The sequence below is a fragment of the Micromonospora sp. CA-111912 genome (assembly GCF_050948415.1).
GTDB lineage: Bacteria > Actinomycetota > Actinomycetes > Mycobacteriales > Micromonosporaceae > Micromonospora.
In genome coordinates this window covers 2,206,373-2,229,516 of record NZ_CP192007.1, presented here as the reverse complement: position 1 = coordinate 2,229,516, position 23,144 = coordinate 2,206,373, and the positions used below count along the sequence as shown (strand labels likewise).

Here is a 23,144-nt window from a genome sequence, read left to right as displayed (position 1 = left end):
GGCCGACCTCCAGGAACGTGTCCACCCCGGCCACCTTCAGGGCGGTGACCCCGTCGGCGAACCGGACGGCCTCGCGGACGTGCCGCACCCAATAGTCCGGGGTGCGCAGTTCGTCGCCGTCGGCCAGCGCGCCGGTCAGGTTCGACACCACCGGCAGCAGGGGCGCGGCAAACGTCAACCCCGCCAACACGGTGCGGAACTCGTCGAGCATCGGCTCCATCAACGGACTGTGGAACGCGTGACTCACCGTCAACCGACGGGTCCGCACACCCCGGTCCCGCCACACCCGCTCGACCTCGTCGAGGGCATCGACCGCCCCGGACACCACCACGGCCGACGGACCGTTCACCGCCGCGACACCGACCCGGTCGGTCAGCCCGTCCAGCGTCGGCAGCACCTCGGCCTCCGACGCGGCCACCGCCAGCATTCCGCCGCCGGCCGGCAGCGCCTGCATCAGGCGACCACGGGCGGCGACGAGGGCACAGGCGTCGGCCAGGGACAGCACCCCGGCGACGTGCGCGGCGACGATCTCGCCGATCGAGTGGCCGGCCACGAAGTCCGGCACGACCCCGAACGACTCGACCAGCCGGAACAGCGCCACCTCGACGGCGAACAGGCCCGCCTGGGTGAACACGGTCTGATCGAGCAGGCCCGCCGTCTCGGACCCCGGTGCGGCGTTCAGCACCTCACGAAGGGGGCGCGGCAGCCGGCCGTCCAGTTCGGCGCACACCTCGTCGAGCGCGGCGGCGAACACGGGGAACGCCGCCGCCAACTCCCGGCCCATCCCGGCGCGCTGCGCACCCTGGCCGGAGAACAGCAGCGCCAGCCGGCCCCGCTCGGTGGCGGCACCCGTGACGGCCGCGCCGGAGGGCTCGCCCGCGTCGAGGGCTCGAAGGGCGGACAGCAGGTCGTCCCGGTCGTTCGCCAGGAGCACCGCCCGCTGTTCCAGGGCGGGTCGGGTGGTGATCGACGACCAGGCCACATCCACCGGACGCAGAGCAGCGTCGGCCGACAGCCAGCGCGCCCACCGGCCCGCCTGCGCCGCCAACGCACCACCCGTACGCCCCGACAACACCACCGGCACCACCGACGGCACCACCCGACCGACAACCACACCCTCGATCACCGGGGCGGACGGCTGCTCGATGATCACGTGCGCGTTCGTGCCGGAGATGCCGAACGAGGAGACGGCGGCCCGACGGGGCCGGTTCACGGCCGGCCACGGCGTGGCCACGGTCGCGAGGGCGACCGCGCCAGCCGTCCAGTCGATGTGCGGGGACGGCTCGTCGACGTGCAGCGTCGCCGGCACCACACCATGCCGCATCGCCATGATCATCTTGATGATGCCCGCCACACCAGCCGCAGCCTGCGTGTGACCGATGTTCGACTTGATCGACCCCAGCCAGAGCGGACTGCCTGCCGGACGATCCTGCCCGTACGTCGCCAGCAACGCCTGCGCCTCGATCGGGTCACCCAAAGTGGTACCCGTGCCGTGCGCCTCCACCGCGTCCACATCAGTCGTCGTCAGACGCGCATTGGCCAGCGCCTGCCGGATCACCCGCTGCTGCGACGGACCATTCGGCGCGGTAAGCCCGTTCGACGCGCCGTCCTGGTTCACGGCGGTGCCCCGCACCACCGCCAGGATGTTCCGACCCTCGCGCTGCGCGTCCGACAGCCGCTGCACCAGCAGGACGCCCACACCCTCCGACCAGCCCGTGCCATCGGCGGCAGCAGCGAACGACTTGCACCGGCCGTCCTGCGACAAGCCACGCTGACGGGAGAACTCGATGAACGTCCCCGGCGTCGCCATCACCGTCACACCACCGGCAAGAGCCAGATCACACTCACCACTACGCAACGCCTGAACCGCCAGATGCAACGCCACCAACGACGACGAACACGCCGTGTCCACCGTCACCGCCGGCCCCTCCAGGCCGAACGTGTACGCCACCCGACCGGACAGCACGCTGCCCGACGTGCCGGTCCCGACGTAGCCCTCGACCTCGCCGGGGATGTCCATCAGCCGCGACGCGTAGTCGTGGTACATCACGCCCGCGAACACGCCGGTGCGGCTGCCCCGCACCCGCTGTGGGTCTACGCCCGCCGACTCGAACGACTCCCACGACGCCTCCAACAGCAGCCGCTGCTGCGGGTCCATCGCCAGGGCCTCGCGCGGCGAGATCCCGAAGAAGCCCGGGTCGAAGTCCGCCGCCCCGTACAGGAACCCGCCGTGTCGCGTGTACGAGGTGCCGCTGTTGTTCGGGTCCGGGTCGAACAGCGACTCCAGGTCCCAGCCCCGGTCCGCCGGGAACTCCGAGATCCCGTCCCCGCCGCCGGCCAGCAGCTCCCACAGTTGGTCGGGGCTGTCGACCCCACCCGGGTACCGGCAGGCCATGCCAACGATGGCGATCGGCTCGTCGGTGCCGGCGACCGCGCTGGTGGTCGGCTGCGCCGTCGACCGGCGTACGCCGGCCAGCTCGGACCACAGGTGGTCGGCGAGCACGGCCGGGGTGGGGTAGTCGAACACCAGCGTCGACGCCAGCCGCAGCCCCGTCGCCGCGTTCAACCGGTTCCGCAGGTCCACCGCCGTCAACGAGTCGAACCCCAACTCCCGGAACGCCCGGTCCGCCGGCACCGACTCCGCCCCACCATGCCCGAGCACCTGCGCAACGAGACCCCGGACGAGTAGGGCGACCTGGTCCCGGCCCTCGTCCTCGGTGAGCCCGGCGAGCCGTCCGGCCCAACCGTCGCCGCCCTGTCCCGCCTGGCGGCGCGTGCTGGTCGTGCCGACCAGCGCCCGCAGCATCGGCGGCACCACACCACCCGACACCGCAGCCCGCAACGCCGACACATCCACCACCGCCGGCACCAACACCGAACGCCCCACCACCAACGCCGCATCGAACAACTCAAGACCAGTCTCGGCACTCATCGGCGGCAGACCCGACCGCGCCGACCGCACCCGATCCACCTCACCGATCGACGCCGCCATACCCGCCGTGTCCCACATCCCCCACGCCAAGCTGACCGCCGGCAGACCCACCTGCCTGCGGTGCACCGCCAACGCGTCCAGGAACCCGTTACCCGCCGCATAGGCCGCCTGACCCGGCGAACCCAACACCCCGGCAATCGACGAGAACAACACGAACAAGTCCAGGTCCAGCCCGGCCGTCGCCTCGTGCAGCCACCAGCCCGCCGACACCTTCGGTGCCAACACGCCCGCCAGCCGCTCAGCCGTCAGCGTCTCGACGACCCCGTCGTCCAGCACGCCGGCGGTGTGCACCACACCGGCGAGGCGGCCTGCCGAGGCGATTTCGGCGACCAGCCCGAACACCTGCTCCCGGTCCGTCACGTCACACGCCACCACCCGAGCCGACGCACCCAACCCGGCCAGCCGCTCCACCAACTCGGCCGCGCCCGCAGCGTCAGGGCCACGCCGCGACACCAGCACCAGCGACCGCACCCCGTGCGCCACCACCAGATGCTCCGCGACGAGGGCACCCAGCGCACCCGTACCACCGGTCACCAGCACCGAACCCTCACCCACCACGAGCGAGGACTCCGACGCCGACGCCCGCACCAGACGCGGCACGAACGCCCGGCCAGCGCGGAGGGCCACCTGACCGCCCGCACCCGTGGCGCCGGCGAGCAGCTCGAATTCCACGTCGCCGGGTTCCAGGTCCACGAGGACGATCCGGCCCGGGTGTTCCGACTGCGCCGACCGCAGCAGGCCCCACACCGCAGCGCCCGCCAGGTCGGTCACCTCGTCACCGTCCCGGGCCGCCACCGCACCTCGGGTCACCACGACCAGCCTCGACTCCGCGAGGGCATCCGCCGCCAGCCACGACCGCACGACCGACAACACGCCAGACGTCACCTCGCGCACCGACTCCGGCACCGCCACGCCGGGAGCACCGGCAGGCACCGGCAGCACCAGCGCCGACGGCACCGCAGGGCCGGGGGCGCCGGCGGACACCGGCAGCACCAGCGCGGGCGGCATCGCCGCGCCCGCCGCGACCGCATCCACCACCGCAACCACATCCGGGTACGAAGCCAACTCACCCCGGGCCACCAACTCGCCGGCCAACCCGGCAACACCCTTTTCACCGACGCTATGGAGCTGCCCCGGCTGCGCTACCAGCAACACCCAACCGGCCGCATCACCGACGGAAACGACCTCCTCCGCCTGCCACGCCACCTCGAACAGCGACCGAGTCGCCGGATTCGGGGCGGCCACCCCGGTCATTTCCCGCAGCACCAGCGAGTCCACCGACACCACGGCCGCGCCCGAGGAGTCCACCGCGACCAACCGCACGCCGGAGCCCTCGCGGGTCAGCCGCACCCGCAGCACCCGCGCCCCCGTGGCGTGCACCTGCACACCGGAGAACGCGAACGGCACCTGGGGGCCGTCCGACTCCGCGCCGGAAAGCAGCAGCCCGATCGGGTGCAGGGTGGCGTCCAGCAGTGCCGGGTGGACGCCGAACCGCGCCGCGTCGCCCGCCGCGTCGTCGGGCAGGGCCACCTCGGCGTACGCCGCACCGTCGGCCGTCCAGGCGCGTCGCAGGCCCTGGAACATCGGCCCGTACGCCAGGCCGTGCCCGGCCAGGGCGGCGTACCAGTCGGTTAGGTCCACCTCGGACGCGCCGGCCGGCGGCCACGCCCCGATGCCCGGCTCCTCCGGGGAGGAGGCTTCGAGCACGCCGTCCGCGTGCCGGGTCCAGCCCGCCTCGGCGTCGTCGTCGCGGCGCGAGTAGATGGCCACGGCGCGCTCCGGGGAGCCGGCGGACCCGTCGACCCGTACCTGGATCCGCACGCCACCGGAGTCGGGGACCATCAGCGGGGCGGCCACGGTCAGCTCCCGCAGCCGGGAGAGGCCGACCTCGTCGCCGGCGCGTACCGCCAGTTCGACGAGGGCTGCGCCGGGGACGATCGTCATGCCGGAGACCGCGTGGTCCGCCAGCCACGGGTGGGTGGCCAGCGACAGCCGGCCGGTCAGCACCATCTCGTCGTCGCCGGCCAGGTCCACCGCCGCGCCCAGCATCGGGTGTTCGGCGTCGCCCAGGCCGGCCCGGGAGACGTCACCGGACCTCGGGCGGCCGGCCGCCGGCCAGTACCGCTCCCGCTGGAACGCGTACGTGGGCAGGTCGATCCGGGTCGCGCCGGTGTCGGTGAGCCACTGGGTCCAGGTCACCGGAACGCCGTGCACGTGCAGCTCCGCCAGGGCGGCGAGCAGCGCCTGGGCCTCCGGCCGGTCCCGGCGCTGGGCAGCAACGGCCAACACGCCGTCGCCGGCCGGCAGGACGTCACCGGCCATCGCAGTCAGCACGCTCTGCGGGCCGACCTCCAGGAACGTGTCCACCCCAGCCGCCCGCAGGGCCGTCACCCCGTCGGCGAACCGGACAGCCTCCCGCACGTGCCGCACCCAATACTCCGGCGTGCGCAACTCGTCGCCCTCAGCCAACGCGCCCGTCATGTTCGACACCACCGGCAACAACGGGGCCGCGAACGTCAAACCCGCCAACACCGCACGGAACTCGTCGAGCATCGGCTCCATCAACGGACTGTGGAACGCATGACTCACCGTCAACCGGCGCGTCCGGGCGCCCCGGCCCCGCCACACCCGCTCCACCTCGTCAAGGGCATCGACCGCACCGGACACCACCACGGCCGACGGACCGTTCACCGCCGCGACACCGACCCGGTCGGTGAACCCGTCCAGCGTCGACAGCACCTCCGCCTCCGACGCGGCCACCGCCAACATCCCGCCACCGGCCGGCAACGCCTGCATCAACCGACCACGCGCCGCCACCAGGACACACGCGTCCCCCAACGACAGCACCCCCGCCACGTGCGCAGCCGTGATCTCGCCGATCGAGTGACCGGCCACGAAGTCCGGCACCACCCCGAACGACTCGACAAGGCGGAACAACGCCACCTCGACGGCGAACAGACCCGCCTGCGTGAACACGGTCTGATCCAGCAGCTCCGCCTCCGCCGAACCCTCGGCAGCGAACAGCACCTCACGAAGCGGACGCGGCAACAACGGGTCCAGGTGCCCAGCCACCTCGTCCAACGCGGCGGCGAACACGGGGAACGCCGCCGCCAACTCCCGACCCATCCCGACACGCTGCGCGCCCTGACCGGAGAACAGCAGGGCCAGCTGACCGCGCTGGTCGGCGGCGCCGGTGACCACCACGCCGGAGGGGTCCCCGGCGGCGAGAGCGGTCAGCGCCGCGATCAGGTCGTCCCGGTCGTTCGCCAGGAGCACCGCCCGCTGTTCCAGGGCGGGTCGGGTGGTGATCGACGACCAGGCCACATCCACCGGACGCACAGCCGCATCGGCCGACAACCAGCGCGCCCACCGGCCCGCCTGCGCCGCCAACGCACCACCCGTACGCCCCGACAACACCACCGGCACCACCGGCGGCACCACCCGATCGACAACCACACCCTCGATCACCGGGGCGGACGGCTGCTCGATGATCACATGCGCATTCGTGCCGGAGATCCCGAACGACGACACGGCCGCCCGACGGGGCCGGTTGACCGCGGGCCACGGGGTGGCCTCGGTGGCGAGGGTGACCGCGCCGGCCGTCCAGTCGATGTGCGGGGACGGCTCGTCCACATGCAACGTCGCCGGCACCACACCATGCCGCATCGCCATGATCATCTTGATGATGCCCGCCACACCAGCCGCAGCCTGCGTGTGACCGATGTTCGACTTCACCGACCCGAGAAGCAACGGCCGATCCTCGGACCGGTCCTGCCCGTACGTCGCCAACAGCGCCTGCGCCTCGATCGGGTCACCCAAAGTGGTACCCGTGCCGTGCGCCTCCACCGCGTCCACATCGGTCGTCGTCAGACGCGCGTTGGCCAGCGCCTGCCGGATCACCCGCTGCTGCGACGGACCATTCGGCGCAGTCAACCCGTTCGACGCACCGTCCTGGTTCACGGCCGTGCCCCGCACGACCGCCAGGATCCGCCGGCCGTCCCGCTGCGCGTCCGACAGCCGCTGCACGAGAAGGACCCCGACGCCCTCGGACCAGCCCGTGCCGTCGGCCGACGCCGCGAACGACTTGCACCGGCCGTCCTGCGACAAGCCGCGCTGACGCGAGAACTCGATGAACGTCCCGGGGGTGGCCATCACCGTCACACCACCGGCAAGCGCCAGATCACACTCACCACTACGCAACGCCTGCGCCGCCAGGTGCAACGCCACCAACGACGACGAGCAGGCGGTATCCACCGTCACCGCCGGCCCCTCCAGGCCGAACGTGTACGCCACCCGACCCGACAGCACACTGCCCGACGTGCCGGTCCCGACGTAGCCCTCGGCGTCCGGCGGAAGGTCCTCCAGCCGGGAGGCGTAGTCGTGGTACATGACGCCCGCGAACACACCCGTCCGGCTGCCCCGCAACCACTGCGGATCCACCCCCGCCGACTCGAACGACTCCCACGACGCCTCCAACAGCAACCGCTGCTGCGGGTCCATGGCGATCGCCTCGCGGGGGCTGATGCCGAAGAAGGCCGGGTCGAAGTCCGCCGCGCCGTACAGGAAGCCACCGTGCCGGGTGTACGAGGTGCCGCTGCGGTCCGGGTCCGGGTCGAAGAGGCCGTCGAGGTCCCAGCCACGGTCGGTCGGGAACTCGGAGATGCCGTCGCCTCCGGCGGACAGCAGGGTCCACAGCTGCTCCGGTGTCTCCACCCCACCCGGGTACCGGCAGGCCATGCCCACGATCGCGATCGGCTCGTCGGTGCCCGCGGTCACCACCGCGGACCGCCGGGCGGTGATCTGACCGGAGACCAGTTCGTAGAGGTGGTCGGCGAGCACGGCCGGGGTGGGGTAGTCGAACACCAGCGTCGAGGCCAGCCGCAGCCCCGTCGCCGCGTTCAACCGGTTCCGCAGGTCCACCGCCGTCAACGAGTCGAACCCGAGTTCCCGGAACGCCCGGTCCGCCGGCACCGACTCCGCCCCACCGTGCCCGAGCACCTGGGCGACGAGGCCCCGGATCAGCACGTCGATCTGGGCGCGAGCCTCCTCGGGGGTCAGGCCCGCCAGCTGGTTGGCCCAGTCGCCACCCTGTCCCGCCTGGCGGCGCGTGCTGGTCGTGCCGACCAGCGCCCGCAGCATCGGCGGCACCACACCACCCGACACCGCAGCCCGCAACGCCGGCACATCCACCACCGCCGGCACCAACACCGGCCGCCCCACCACCAACGCCGCGTCGAACAACTCAAGACCGGTCTCGGCACTCATCGGCGGCAGACCCGACCGCGCCGACCGCACCCGATCCACCTCACCGATCGACGCCGCCATACCCGCCGTGTCCCACATCCCCCACGCCAGGCTGACCGCCGGCAGACCCGCCTGCCTGCGGTGCACCGCGAGGGCGTCCAGGAACCCGTTACCCGCCGCATACGCCGCCTGACCCGGCGAACCCAACACCCCGGCAATGGACGAGAACAACACGAACAGATCCAGATCCAGACCCGCCGTCGCCTCATGCAGGAACCAACCCGCCGACACCTTCGGCGCCAACACCCCCGCCAACCGCTCCGCGCTGATCCCCGACACCACACCGTCGTCCAACACACCCGCCGTGTGCACCACACCCGCGAGCCGGCCCGCCGACGTGATCTCCCCGACCAGCCCGAACACCTGCTCCCGGTCCGTCACATCACACGCCACCACCCGAGCCGCAGCACCCAGACCCGCCAGCCGCCCCACCAACTCGGCCGCACCCGCAGCGTCAGGGCCACGCCGCGACACCAACACCAACGACCGCACCCCATGCGCCACCACCAGGTGCTCGGCCACCAACGCGCCCAGCGAGCCGGTGCCACCGGTCACCAGCACCGAACCCTCACCCACCACGAGCGAGGACTCCGACCCCGCCGCCCGCACCAGACGCGGCACGAACACCCGACCAGCCCGAACGGCCACCTGGGCACCCGCGGCGTCCTCGGCGACCCGGGCCAGTACGGCCACCACGCCCGCGTCCACGTCACCGTCGACATCCGCGAGGACGATCCGACCCGGGTGCTCCGACTGTGCCGACCGCAGCAGGCCCCACACCGCAGCGCCCGCCAGATCCGTCACCTCGTCACCGTCCCGGGCCGCCAGCGCACCCCGGGTCACCACGACCAGCCGCGAACCCGCCAGGGCATCCGCCGCCAGCCACGACCGCACGACCGACAGCACGCCGGACGTGACCTCGCGCACCGACTCCGGCACCGCCACGCCGGGGACACCGGCGGACACCGGCAGCACCAACGCCGAGGGCGCCCCCGCGCCGGGGGCGTAGGACACCGGCAGTACCAGCGCCGCCGGCACCGCCGCCCCCGCCACGACCGCATCCCCCACCGCAGCCACATCCGGGTACGCCACCAGCCCACCCCGGGCCGCCAGCTCGCCGGCCAGCCCGGCAACACCCTCGCCGCCGACACCGTGCAGCTGCCCCGACTGCGCTACCAGCAGCGCCCACCCGGTCGCGTCGCCGCCGGAGACGGCCTCCTCCGCCTGCCAGGTCACCTCGAACAGCGACCGCGCCGCCGCACCCGGGGCAACCACCCCGGTCATCTCCCGCAGCACCAGCGAGTCCACCGACACCACGGCCGCGCCCGAGGAGTCCACCGCGACCAACCGCACGCCGGAGCCCTCACGGGTCAGCCGCACCCGCAGCACCGACGCCCCCGAGGCGTGCACCTGCACACCGGAGAACGCGAACGGCACCCGAGGGCCGCCGGCCTCACCCGCCAGCAGCAACCCGACCGGGTGCAGGGCCGCGTCCAGCAGCGCCGGGTGCAGCCCGAACGCCGCAGCGTCCCCCGCCACCTCGTCCGGCAACGCCACCTCGGCGAACACCTCACCGCCGGAAGCCCAGGCCCGCCGCAGGCCCTGGAACACCGGCCCGTACGCCAGGCCGTGGGTGGCGAGCACGCCGTACCAGTCGGTCAGGTCCACCTCGTCGGCGCCGGCCGGCGGCCATGCGCCGATGCCCGGCTCCACCGCGCCGGGCGCTTCGAGCACGCCCTCGGCGTGCCGGATCCACTCCGCCTCCGGGTCGCCCTCGGTCTGGGAGTGCACCGTCACGGCCCGGGAGCCGGAGGCGTCGGCCGCGCCGACGCGCACCTGCACCCGCACCCCACCCGAGGCCGGCAACACCAACGGCGCAGCCACCGTCAGCTCCCGCACCCGCGACGCACCCACCTCGTCACCGGCCCGCACCGCCAACTCCACCAACGCCGTCCCGGGGACGACCACCACACCACCGACCACATGATCGGCCAACCACCCGTGCGTCGACACCGACAACCGACCGGTCAGCACGACGACGTCCTCGCCGGCCACGGTGACCGCGGCGCCGAGGAGCGGGTGGTCGGCGACGCCCAGCCCGGCGCCGGAGACGTCCCCGGCGCGCGGGCGCCCGGCGCCGAGCCAGTACCGCTCGTGCTCGAAGGCGTACGTGGGCAGGTCGACCAGCGTCGGGCGGGCCTCGGCGTACCACTGCGGCCAGGTCACCGGCACGCCGTTGACGTGCAGCTCCGCCAGCGCGTGCAGCAGCGCCTGCGGGGCGGGGCGGTCCCGCCGCTGCGTCGCGAGCGTCAGCGTTCCCTCGGCCAGCAGCTCGGCGTTCATGGCGGTCAGCACGCTCTGCGGGCCGACCTCCAGGAACGTGTCCACCCCGGCGTCGCGCAGGGCGGTGATCCCGTCGGCGTACCGGACGGCTGCGCGGACGTGCCGCACCCAGTAGTCGGGGCGGGTGATCTCCTGCGGGTCGACGACCGTCCCGGTCAGGTTCGAGACCACGGCCAGCAGCGGCGCGCGGAACGTCAGCGCCTCCAGGGCAGTCCGGAAGTCGTCGAGCATCGGCTCCATCAGCGGGCTGTGGAACGCGTGGCTGACGGCGAGCCTGCGGGTGCGTACGCCCCGGTCCGTCCAGACCTGCTCCAGCTCGTCGAGGGCGTCGGCGGCACCGGAGACCACGACGGCGGACGGGCCGTTCACGGCCGCGATCCCGAGGCGGTCGGTGCGGCCGTCCAGGCTGGACGTCACGTCGGCCTCGGACGCGTTGACGGCCAGCATCCCGCCGTTGGCCGGCAGCGCCTGCATCAGGCGACCACGGGCGGCGACGAGGGCGCACGCGTCCGCCAGGGACAACACGCCCGCCACGTACGCGGCCGTGATCTCACCGACCGAGTGACCGGCCACGAAGTCCGGCACCACACCGAACGACTCCACGAGGCGGAACAACGCCACCTCGACGGCGAACAGACCCGCCTGGGTGAACACCGTCTGGTCGAGCAGCTCCGCCTCCGCCGAACCCTCGGCGGCGTGCAGCACCTCACGAAGCGGACGCGGCAACAGCGGGTCCAGGTGCCCGCACACCTCGTCCAACGCGGCGGCGAACACGGGGAACGCCGCCGCCAACTCCCGACCCATGCCGGCGCGCTGTGCGCCCTGGCCGGAGAAGAGCACGGCGAGGGGGCCGCGCGCCGCACCCGTACCGGTGACGACCCCACCGGCCGGCGAGCCGGCGGCGAGGGCGCGCAGCCCGGCCAGCAGCTCGTCCCGGTCGGTGGCCGCGACCACCGCGCGGTGTTCCAGCGTCGACCGGCTGACCAGCGAGGACCAGGCGACGTCCGCCGGGCGCGGGGTCACGTCGGCCGCGAGCCAGTGGGCCCAGCGGTCGGCCTGGGCCGCCACGGCGGCCTCGGTCCGGGCCGAGAGCAGCACCGGCACCAGCGGCGGTACGGCGTCGTCCGCCGGTTCCGTCCGGGTCTCGGCGGGCGGCTGTTCGATGATCACGTGGGCGTTCGTGCCGCTGACGCCGAAGGAGGAGACGGCGGCGCGGCGCGGCCGGCCCGGGGCGGGCCACTCGCGGGCCTCGGTGAGCAGCTCGACCGCGCCCGCCGACCAGTCGATGTGCGGCGACGGCTCGTCGACGTGCAGGGTGCGCGGCATCGTCCCGTGCCGCATCGCCATGATCATCTTGATCACGCCGGCCACCCCGGCGGCGGCCTGCGTGTGACCGATGTTCGACTTGATCGACCCGAGCCAGAGCGGACTGTCTGCCGGCCGGTCCTGCCCGTACGTCGCCAGCAGCGCCTGCGCCTCGATCGGGTCACCCAAAGTGGTACCCGTACCGTGCGCCTCGACGGCGTCCACATCAGTCGTCGTCAGACGCGCGTTGGCCAGCGCCTGCCGGATCACCCGCTGCTGCGACGGACCATTCGGCGCCGTAAGCCCGTTCGACGCGCCGTCCTGGTTCACCGCCGTGCCCCTGACGACGGCCAGGATTCGCCGGCCGTCCCGCCGGGCGTCCGAGAGCCGCTGCACCAGCAGAATCCCGACGCCCTCGGACCAGCCCGTGCCGTCGGCCGACGCCGCGAACGACTTGCACCGGCCATCCTGCGACAGACCACGCTGACGCGAGAACTCAATGAACGTCCCCGGCGTCGCCATCACCGTCACACCACCAGCAAGAGCCAGATCACACTCACCCGACCGCAACGCCTGCACCGCCAGGTGCAACGCCACCAGCGAGGACGAGCAGGCGGTATCCACCGTCACCGCCGGCCCCTCCAGGCCGAACGTGTACGCCACCCGACCGGACAGCACACTGCCCGACGTGCCGGTGCCGATGTAGCCGCCCACCCCCTCGGGCAGCTCCTGCACCTGCGAGGCGTAGTCGTGGTACATCAGGCCGGCGAACACGCCCGTCCGGCTGCCCCGCAACCGCACCGGGTCCAGCCCGGCGGACTCGAACGTCTCCCACGACGCCTCCAGCAGCAGCCGCTGCTGCGGATCCATGGCGACCGCCTCGCGCGGGCTGATCCCGAAGAAGGCGGGGTCGAACTCGGCCGCCCCGTACAGGAACCCGCCGTGCCGGGTGTACGACGTCCCGGGGTTGTCCGGGTCGGGGTGGAAGATCCGGTCGAGCTCCCAGCCCCGGTCGGCCGGGAACTCGCCGATCCCGTCGGCGCCGGTGGCGACGAGCTGCCAGAGCTGCTCGGGGCTCGTCACGCCGCCCGGGTACCGGCAGGCCATGCCCACGATCGCGATCGGCTCGTCGACGTTCGTGTTCGCCACGGCGTCGCGCTGCTCGGCGACCTGCCCGGACAGCTGCTCGTAGAGGTGGTCCGACAGCGCGCCGGGGGTCGGGTAGTCGAAGACGAGGGTGGAGGTCAGCCGCAGCCCGGTCGCGGTGTTGATCCGGTTCCGCAGCTCGACGGCGGTCAGCGAGTCGAAGCCCAGCTCCCGGAACGCCCGGTCGGCGGGCACCTGGTCGGCGCCGCTGTGCCCGAGGACCTGCGCGATCAGGCCCCGGACGAGCAGGGCGACCTGGGTGCGCGCCTCCTGCGGGTCGAGGCCGGCGAGCCGGTCGGCCCAGCCTCCGGCGGCGGGCCGCCGCCGGCTGGCGGTCGAGCCGATCAGGGTCCGCAGCATCGGCGGCACCCGGCCGGCGGCGGTCTGCGCCCGCATGGCCGGCAGGTCGACCACGGCCGGCACCAGCGCGGCCCCGCCGTGGGCCAGCGCCGCGTCCCACAGCCCGAGGCCGACGGGGGCGGTCATCGGGGTGAGGCCGGCCCGGCTGACCCGGGCGCGGTCGGTGTCGTTGATCGAGCTGGCCATGCCGTCGGTGTCCCACATGCCCCACGCGAGGCTCACCGCCGGCAGGCCCCGCTGGGCGCGGAGCTGGGCGAGGGCGTCCAGGAAGGCGTTGCCGGCGGCGTACGCGGCCTGGCCGGGGGAACCGAGCACGCCGGCGATGGACGAGAACAGCACGAACAGGTCGAGATCCAGCTCCGCCGTCGCCTCGTGCAGCCACCAGCCCGCGGTGACCTTGGGTGCCAGCACGTCCGCCAGCCGGTCGGCGGTGATCCCGGTGACGACGCCGTCGTCGAGGACGCCGGCGGTGTGCACCACGCCGGCCAGCCGCCCGTCGGCGGTGATCCGGCGGACCAGCGCGTCGACCTGCGCCCGGTCGGTCACGTCGGCCGTGGCGATCTGGACGGCGGCGCCGAGGCCGGTCAGCCGCTCCACCAGGTCGGCCGCGCCCGGGGCCGCCGGGCCCTGGCGGGAGGCCAGCACCAGCGACCGCACCCCGTACGCCGTGACGAGGTGCTCGGCCACCAGGGCGCCCAGCGAGCCGGTTCCGCCGGTCACCAGGACGGTGCCCGCGCCGACCACCGGCGCGGCCTGCGCGCCGCCGGCCGCGCGGGCCAGCCGTGGGACGTACGCCGTGCCGGCGCGCACCGCGAGCTGCCCGCCCGCGCCCGGGTCGGCGGCGAAACCGGCCAGCATGGCCAGCAGCTCCGGGCCGAGGTCGGCGTCGGGTTCCAGGTCGGCCAGCACGATCCGGCCGGGGTGTTCCGACTGCGCGGACCGCAGCAGGCCCCAGACGGCGGCCCCCGCCACGTCGGTGACCCGGTCGTCGGGGTGGGCGGCGACCGCCCCACGGGTGACGACGACCAGCCGGCAGTCCGCGAGGGCGTCGGCGGCCAGCCAGCCCTGCGCCTCGCGCAGCACGGCCTCGGTCGCGACACGCACGGCGTCGGGCACGTCGGCCTCGCGCACATCGGCATCGCGCGCGTCGGCCTCGCGCAGGTCGGCATCGGTCGCCGTGGGCACGGGCAGCAGCAGCGCCGCCGGGGCGGGGGCCGTCGCGCCCGTCACCGCCGCGACCACCGCCGCCACGTCCGGGTACGCCGACGTCAGCGCCCCGCCGTCGGTGGCGTCGCCGCCGAGCACCGCCCAGCCGTACCCGGCGTCGGCCGGGGCGACCTGCTCGGGCTGCCACGACACCTCGAACAGTGAGCGGTTCGCCTGGTTCGGCGTGCTCGCCGTGGTCATCTCCCGCAGCGTCAGGGAGTCCACCGACACCACCGGCGTGCCGGCCTCGTCGACGGCGACCAGCCGCACCGAGGACCCGCTCGCGGTCAGGCGCACCCGGAGGGTCCGCGCGCCGATCGTGTGGACCTGCACCCCCTCGAAGGAGAACGGCACCCGGGGGCCGTCGCCGGTGGCCTCGGCGGGCAGCAGCCCGACGGGGTGCAGCGCGGCGTCCAGCAGCGCCGGGTGCACGCCGAATCCGGCCGGGTCCCCGACCACCGTGTCGGGGAGGGTCACCTCGGCGTACACCGTGCCGTCGGCGGTCCACGCGCGCCGCAGGCCCTGGAAGACCGGCCCGTAGGCGAGCCCGTGCCCGGCGACGGCCGGGTACCAGCCGGTGAGGTCCACCTCGGCCGCGCCGGCCGGGGGCCAGGCGCCCACGGTGGGCTCCTCGGCGGTGGGGAGGCCGACGACGCCGTCGGCGTGCCGGGTCCAGCCGGCCTCCGGGTCCTCCTCGGACTGGGAGTGCACGGTCACCGGCCGGGCGCCCGTGGCGTCGACCGGGCCGACCCGGACCTGCACCCGCATTCCGCCGCCGCCGGCGGGCAGCACCAGCGGGGCGAGCACGGTGAGGTCGCGGACGCGGGACGCGCCCACCTCGTCACCGGCCCGGACGACGAGGTCGAGCAGGGCGGTGCCCGGCACCACCACGGCGCCGGAGACGACGTGGTCGCCCAGCCACGGGTGGGACGACAGCGACAGTCGGCCGGTCAGCACCACCATGTCCTCGCCGGCCACCGACACCGTCGCGCCGAGCAGCGGGTGGCGGGCCACGCCGAGACCCGCGCCGGACACGTCGGCCGCCTGCCCGACGGGCGACAGCCAGTACCGCTGGTGCTGGAACGCGTACGTCGGCAGCTCGACCCGGGTCGCGCCGGTGTCGGTGAACCACTGGGTCCAGGTCACCGGCACGCCGTGCACGTGCAGCTCCGCCAGGGCGGCGAGCAACGCGTGGGCCTCCGGCCGGTCCCGGCGCTGGACGGCGACGGCCAACACGCCGTCTTCACCGGGCAGGACGTCACCGGCCATCGCGGTCAACACGCTCTGCGGCCCAACCTCCAGGAACGTGTCCACCCCAGCCGCCCGCAGGGCCGTCACCCCGTCGGCGAACCGGACCGCCTCCCGCACGTGCCGCACCCAATACTCCGGGGTGCGCAGCTCATCGCCGTCGGCCAGCGCGCCGGTCAGGTTCGACACCACCGGCAACAACGGCGCGGCAAACGTCAAACCCGCCAGCACCGCACGGAACTCGTCGAGCATCGGCTCCATCAACGGACTGTGGAACGCATGACTCACCGTCAACCGGCGCGTCCGGGTGCCCCGGCCCCGCCACACCCGCTCCACCTCGTCGAGGGCGTCGACCGCCCCGGACACCACCACGGCCGACGGACCGTTCACCGCCGCGACACCGACCCGGTCGGTGAACCCGTCCAGCGTCGACAGCACCTCCGCCTCCGACGCGGCCACCGCCAACATCCCGCCACCGGCCGGCAACGCCTGCATCAACCGACCACGCGCCGCCACCAGGACACACGCGTCCGCCAACGACAGCACCCCCGCCACGTACGCAGCCGTGATCTCACCGACCGAGTGACCAGCCACGAAGTCCGGCACCACACCGAACGACTCCACCACGCGGAACAACGCCACCTCGACCGCGAACAGACCCGCCTGCGTGAACACCGTCTGATCCAGCAGCTCCGCCTCCGCCGAACCCTCGGCAGCGAACAGCACCTCACGAAGCGGACGCGGCAACAACGGGTCCAGGTGCCCAGCCACCTCGTCCAACGCGGCGGCGAAGGCGGGGAACTCGGCGTACAGGTGCCGGCCCATGCCGGCGCTCTGCGCGCCCTGGCCGGAGAACAGCAACGCGAGCTGGCCCCGCTGGCCGGCGGCACCGGTGACCACCGCGCCGGAGGGGTCCCCGCCGGCGAGAGCGGTCAGCGCCGCGAGCAGGTCGTCCCGGTCGGTCGCGGCGATGACGGCGCGCTCGTCCAGCGTCGCGCGGGACACCGCCGAGGAGAGGGCCACGTCGAGCGGGCGGAGGTCCTCGTCGGCCGTGATCCAGGCCGCCCAGCGGTCCGCCTGGGCCGCCAGCGCCGCGCTGTCGCGGGCGGACAGGAGCACCGGGGCCAGCGACCGCGCGGCGGTGGGGGTCGGCTCCTCGGCGTCCGCCTCGTCCCCGGCCGGCGGGGCGGGGGGCTGTTCGAGGATCAGGTGGACGTTGGTGCCGCTGATGCCGAACGAGGACACGGCGGCCCGGCGGGGGCGGTCCACCTCGGGCCAGGGGCGCGCCTCGGTCAGCAGCGACACGGCGCCGGCCGACCAGTCCACGTGGGGGGTGGGCTCGTCGAGGTGCAGGGTCGACGGGAGCAGCCCGTACCGCATCGCCATGATCATCTTGATGATGCCGGCGACCCCGGCGGCGGCCTGCGCGTGCCCGATGTTCGACTTGATCGACCCGAGGAACAGCGGCCGGTCCGCCGGCCGGTCCTGCCCGTACGTGGCCAGCACGGCCTGCGCCTCGATCGGGTCGCCCAGCGTGGTGCCGGTGCCGTGCGCCTCGACGGCGTCCACGTCGGCGACGGTGAGCCGGGCGTTGGCCAGCGCGGCCCGGATGACCCGCTGCTGCGCGGGGCCGTTCGGTGCGGTGAGGCCGTTGGACGCGCCGTCGGAGTTCACGGCGCTGCCGGCGAGCACGGCGAGCACCTGCCGGCCCTGCCGCCGCGCGTCGGACAGGCGCTGGACCAGCAGGACGCCGACGCCCTCGGACCAGCCGGTGCCGTCGGCGGACGCGGCGAAGGACTTGCACCGCCCGTCGGGGGCGAGGCCGCCCTGCCGGGAGAACTCCACGAACGCCCCGGGGGTGACCATGACGGTCACGCCGCCGGCCAGGGCCAGGTCGCACTCGCCGCCGCGCAGCGCCTGGGCGGCGAGGTGCACCGCCACGAGCGACGACGAGCAGGCGGTGTCGATGGTGACCGCGGGCCCCTCCAGGCCGAGGGTGTAGGAGACCCGGCCGGAGATGACGCTGTGCGCTCCCCCGGTGAGCTGGTAGCCGGCCAGCTCCTCCGGGGTGTCGGTGGTGCCGTAGCCCGACGGGGAGGCGCCGACGAAGACGCCGGTGCGGCTGCCGCGCAGCCGGTCCGGGTCGACGCCCGCCTGCTCCAGGGCCTCCCAGGACGCCTCCAGCAGCAGCCGCTGCTGCGGGTCCATGGCCAGGGCCTCGCGCGGGGAGATGCCGAAGAAGCCCGGGTCGAAGGCGGTGGCGCCGGGGACGAAGCCACCCTCGCGGGTGTGCGACACCGGCCGGCCCTCGGCGTCGACGGCCAGCAGCCGGGCGATGTCCCAGTTGCGGTCCTCGGGGAAGCCGCTGATGCCGTCGCGGCCGGTGGCGACGAGGTCCCACAGCTCGCCGGGGCTACTCACGCCGCCGGGGTACCGGCAGCTCATGCCCACGATGACGATCGGGTCGTCGTCGACCGGCCCGGCGGGGCCCCAGGTGGCCACGGTGTCGACCTCGTGCAGGCGCAGCGCGGACGACAGATGGTCGGCGAGGGTGACCGGGTTCGGGTAGTCGAAGACGAGGGTGGTGGGCAGGGAGAGGCCGGTGGCGGCGCTGAGCCGGTTGCGCAGCTCCACCGCGGTCAGCGAGTCGAAGCCCAGCTCCTTGAACGCCCGGTTCGCCTTGACCAGCTCCGGGCCGGTGTGCCCGAGGACGGTGGCGGCGACCGTGCGGACCAGGTCGGTGAGGTGCCGGTCCTGCTCGGCGCGGGGCAGGGTGAGCAGTTGCTGCCGCAGACCGCCGCCGGCCCCGTCGGCCGGCTCCTCGTCGGTGGCCCGCAGGGCGTCCCGGGCCTCGGCGATGTCGTCGAGCAGCGGCCGGGGCCGCGCGGCGGCGAACGCCGGGGTGAACAGGGACCAGTCGACGTCCGCCACGGTCAGCGACGGCGCGGACCGGCCGACGGCGCTGCGCAGGGCGTACACGGCCTGGGCCGGGGACATCGCGGTGAGGCCGCGCCGGGCCAGCAGCTCCTGGCCCTCCCCGCTGGCCATGCCGCCGTCCGCCCAGGGGCCCCAGGCGACCGCCGTGGCGGCGAGACCGCGGGCGCGTCGCCGCTCCGCGAGCGCGTCCAGGAAGGCGTTGCCGGCGGCGTAGGCGGCCTGGCCGCCGCTGCCCCAGATCCCGGCGATCGAGGAGAACAGCACGAACGCGTCCAGCGGCCGGTCGCCCAGCAGCTCGTCCAGGTGGACCGCTCCGGCGATCTTGCCGTCGAGGACGGCGGCGAGCGCGGCCAGGTCGGTGTCCACCAGCCTGGCGAGCTGGCCCACGCCGGCGGCGTGCACGACCGCCGTCAGCGGGGCGTCGTCCGCGTCGATGTCGCGCAGCACCGCCTCGACCTGCGCCCGGTCGGCCGCGTCGCAGGCGACCAGCGACACCCGCGCGCCGAGCCCGGCCAGTTCGTCCCGCAGTTCCGCCGCGCCCGGCGCCCGCTCGCCACGGCGGCTGGTCAGCACGACGTGCGCGGCGCCGTTGGCCGCCACCCAGCGGGCCACGTGGGCGCCGAGCGCCCCGGTGCCGCCGGTGATCAGCACCGTGCCGGAGGGCTGCCAGCGTTCGACGGTTCCCACGCCGGCGGGGTCGGCGCGGACCAGCCGGCGCACGAAGACGCCGGAGGGGCGTACGGCGATCTGGTCCTCGTCGCCGGCCCCGGCCAGCACGCCCACGAGCCGGTCCCAGCCGGCCGCGTCGGGCCGCTCCGGCAGGTCGGCCAGGCCGCCCCAGAGCTGAGGGTGTTCCAGCCCGGCGACCCGGGCCAGGCCCCACAGTCCGCCCTGGGCGACGCTGCGGACGCCGTCGGCGTCGCCGGTGCCGACCGCGCCCTGGGTGAGGGTCCACACCGGCAGCGCGACGTCGGCGTCGTGCAGGGCCTGCATCAGGGTCGCCGTCGCGGCGGTGCCGGTCGACACCGCCGGGTGGCCGGGGTGCGGCCGGTCCAGCAGGCCGAGCAGGGAGACCGCCGCCGCGAACCGGCGGTCCGCCGGCAGCTCGGCCAGCCGGGCCGCCAGCTCGTCCCGGCCGGTCAGCGGGTCCACCGGCAGGCGGTGGACCGTCCCGCCGACAGCGCCGAGCGCCGCCGTCAGCGCGTCGGCCCACTGCGCCACCGCCGGGTCGCCGGCCGGTTCGAGCAGCAGCCAGTCGCCGATCGGCGCGGCGGCGGCGGGCGTCGCCGTACGCTTCCACACCACCCGGTACGACCAACCGTCGACGACGGCGTCGCGCAGCCGCGCCCGGCGCCAGGACGACAGGACCGGCAGCGCCGGGGCGAGGACGTCCGCGCCGTCGTCGCCGAGCTGCGCGGCCAGCGCCGCCACGTCGGAGCGTTCCACCGCGGACCAGAACTCGACGTCGAGGACGTCGGGGCTGACCGGGCCGGTGACGGAGGCCGGAAGCTGCTCCGGCCAGTAGCGCTGCCGCTGAAACGCGTACGTGGGCAGGCCCACCGTGGTCGCGCCGGTGTCGGTGTACATCGTGGGCCAGTCGACGGCCGCGCCGTTGACGTGCAGTTCGGCGAGGGCGGCGAGCAGCGCCCGGGGCTCGGGGCGGTCGGCGTGCAGCGCGGGCACCGCGACGACGGGGGTCGCGTCGTCGGCGGCCGGGTCGACCGGCTGCGGGCCGAGGACGTCCTGGGTCATCGCGGTGAGGACGCTGCGGGGCCCGATCTCCAGGAACGTGTCGACCCCGGCGGCGCGGAGCGTGGTGATTCCGTCGGCGAACCGTACGGCCTCCCGGACGTGCCGCACCCAGTACTGCGGGGTGCGCAGCTCGTCGCCGCCGGCCAGTGCGCCGGTCACGTTCGACACCACCGGCAGCCGGGGCGCGGCGAACGTGAGCCCGGCCAGCACGGCGCGGAACTCGTCGAGCATCGGCTCCATCAGCGGGCTGTGGAACGCGTGACTCACCGTCAACCGACGGGTCCGGGTCCCCCGGTCCCGCCAGGTCTTCTCCACCTCGTCCAGGGCGGCGATCTCGCCCGAGACCACCACCGACGCCGGCCCGTTCACCGCCGCGATCCCGACCCGGTCGGCGAGGCCGTCCAGGCTGGGCAGTACGTCCGCCTCGGACGCGCCCACCGCCAGCATCCCGCCGCCGGCCGGCAACGCCTGCATCAGCCGGCCCCGCGCCGCCACCAGGGCACACACGTCCGCCAGCGACAGCACCCCCGCGACGTGCGCGGCCGTGATCTCACCGATCGAGTGCCCGCCCACGAAGTCCGGCACCACACCGAACGACTCGACCAGCCGGAACAACGCCACCTCGACGGCGAACAGACCCGCCTGGGTGAACACGGTCTGGTCCAGCAGGGCCGCCTCGGCGGTGCCCTCCGCCGCGAACAGCACCGCCTTCAACGGCTGCGGCAGCAACCCGTCGAACAGCCCACACACCTCGTTCAGCGCGGCGGCGAAGACCGGGAACCCCTCGTACAACTCGCGGCCCATGCCGGCGCGCTGCGCCCCCTGACCGGAGAACAGCACCGCCAGCGGACCCCGGTCCGCCGCCCGACCAGCCACCACCGCACCCGACGACTGCCCCGAGGCCAGGGCACGCAGCCCGGCCAGCAGCTCGTCCCGGTCGGTCGCGGCCAGCACGGCCCGGCTGTCCAGCGCCGACCGCGACACCGCCGACGACCAGCCGACGTCCAGGGGACGCAGGTCCCCGTCGGCGGCCAGCCACCTGGCCCAGCGGCCGGCCTGGCCGGCGAGCGCGGCGTCGGAGCGGGCGGACAGCAGCACCGGAACCACCGGGAGGGTGACGGCCGGTTCCGGGGCGTCGGCGTCGGCTTCCGGGGCGGGGGGTTCCTCGATGATGGTGTGCGCGTTGGTCCCGGAGATGCCGAAGGACGAGACCGCGGCCCGCCGGGGCCGTCCGGTCGCCGGCCAGGTCCGCGCCTCGGTCACCAGCGACACGGCGCCCGCCGACCAGTCGACCTTCGGCGTCGGGGAGTCCACGTGCAGGGTCGACGGGACGACGCCGTGCCGCATCGCCATCACCATCTTGATGATCCCGGCGACGCCCGCGGCCGACTGGCTGTGCCCGAAGTTCGACTTGATCGAGCCGAGCAGCAGCGGCCGGTCGGCGGGCCGGTCCTGCCCGTACGTGGCCAGCACGGCCTGCGCCTCGATCGGGTCGCCGAGGACGGTGCCGGTGCCGTGCGCCTCGACGGCGTCCACGTCGGCGGTGGTGAGCCGGGCGTTGGCCAGGGCCTGCCGGATCACCCGCTGCTGGGCGGGGCCGTTCGGGGCGGTGAGCCCGTTCGACGCGCCGTCCTGGTTGACCGCGCTGCCCCGGATCACGGCCAGCACGCGGTGCCCCTTGCGCTGGGCGTCCGACAGCCGCTCCACCAGCAGGAGGCCGACGCCCTCCGCCCAGCCGGTGCCGTCGGCGGCGGCGGCGAAGGACTTGCACCGGCCGTCCGGGGCCAGGCCGCGTTGCCGGGAGAAGCCGACGAACGGGCTGGGGGTGGCCATGATGCACACGCCGCCGGCCAGGGCGAGGTCGAAGTCGCCCTGGCGCAGGGACTGGGCGGCGAGGTGCAGGGCCACCAGCGACGACGAGCAGGCGGTGTCGACGGTGACCGCCGGCCCCTCCAGCCCGAGGGCGTACGCGATCCGGCCGGAGACGACGCTCGTGGCCGTGCCGGTCAGCAGGTAGCCCTCGTCGGTGCCCTCCATCTCGGTCTGCGGGCCCATCCCGTACCCGTTGGCGGCGGTGCCCACGAAGACGCCGACCTTCTGGCCGCGCATGGACGCGGGCGCGATGCCCGCGTACTCGAACGCCTCCCACGACGTCTCCAGCAGCAGCCGCTGCTGGGGGTCCATGGCGACCGCCTCGCGGGGCGAGATGCCGAAGAAGCCGGCGTCGAACTCGGCCGCGTCGTAGAGGAAGCCGCCCTCGCGGGTGGTGGAGCGGCCCGCCCGGTCGGCGTCGGCGTCGTACAGGTTGTCCAGGTCCCAGCCCCGGTCGGTGGGGAAGCCGCCGACGGCGTCGCTGCCCGACGCGACCAGGTCCCACAGCTGCTCCGGGGTGGAGACGCCCCCGGGGTAGCGGCAGGACATCGCCACGATCGCGATCGGTTCGCGCGCGGCGGCGGTGAGCTGCTGGTTGAGCTGACGGAGGCGGCCCGTCTCCTTGAGCGAGGCGCGGAGCGCCTCGACGACCTTGTCTGCGGACGTAGACATCACAAGC

1 protein-coding gene (cut by a window edge) is annotated in these 23,144 nt (G+C 74.6%); it reads right to left on the bottom strand.

Annotation, left to right across the window (positions count from 1 at the left end):
- Positions 1-23,137, bottom strand: partial view of a type I polyketide synthase gene (locus tag ACQPZO_RS09705; RefSeq protein WP_433348953.1) — the 5' portion only. Its footprint begins 7,013 nt before the window's first position; only the first 23,137 of its 30,150 coding nucleotides appear in the window; it begins with the start codon at positions 23,135-23,137; its stop codon lies beyond the left edge, outside the window.
- Positions 23,138-23,144 lie beyond the last annotated feature (7 nt).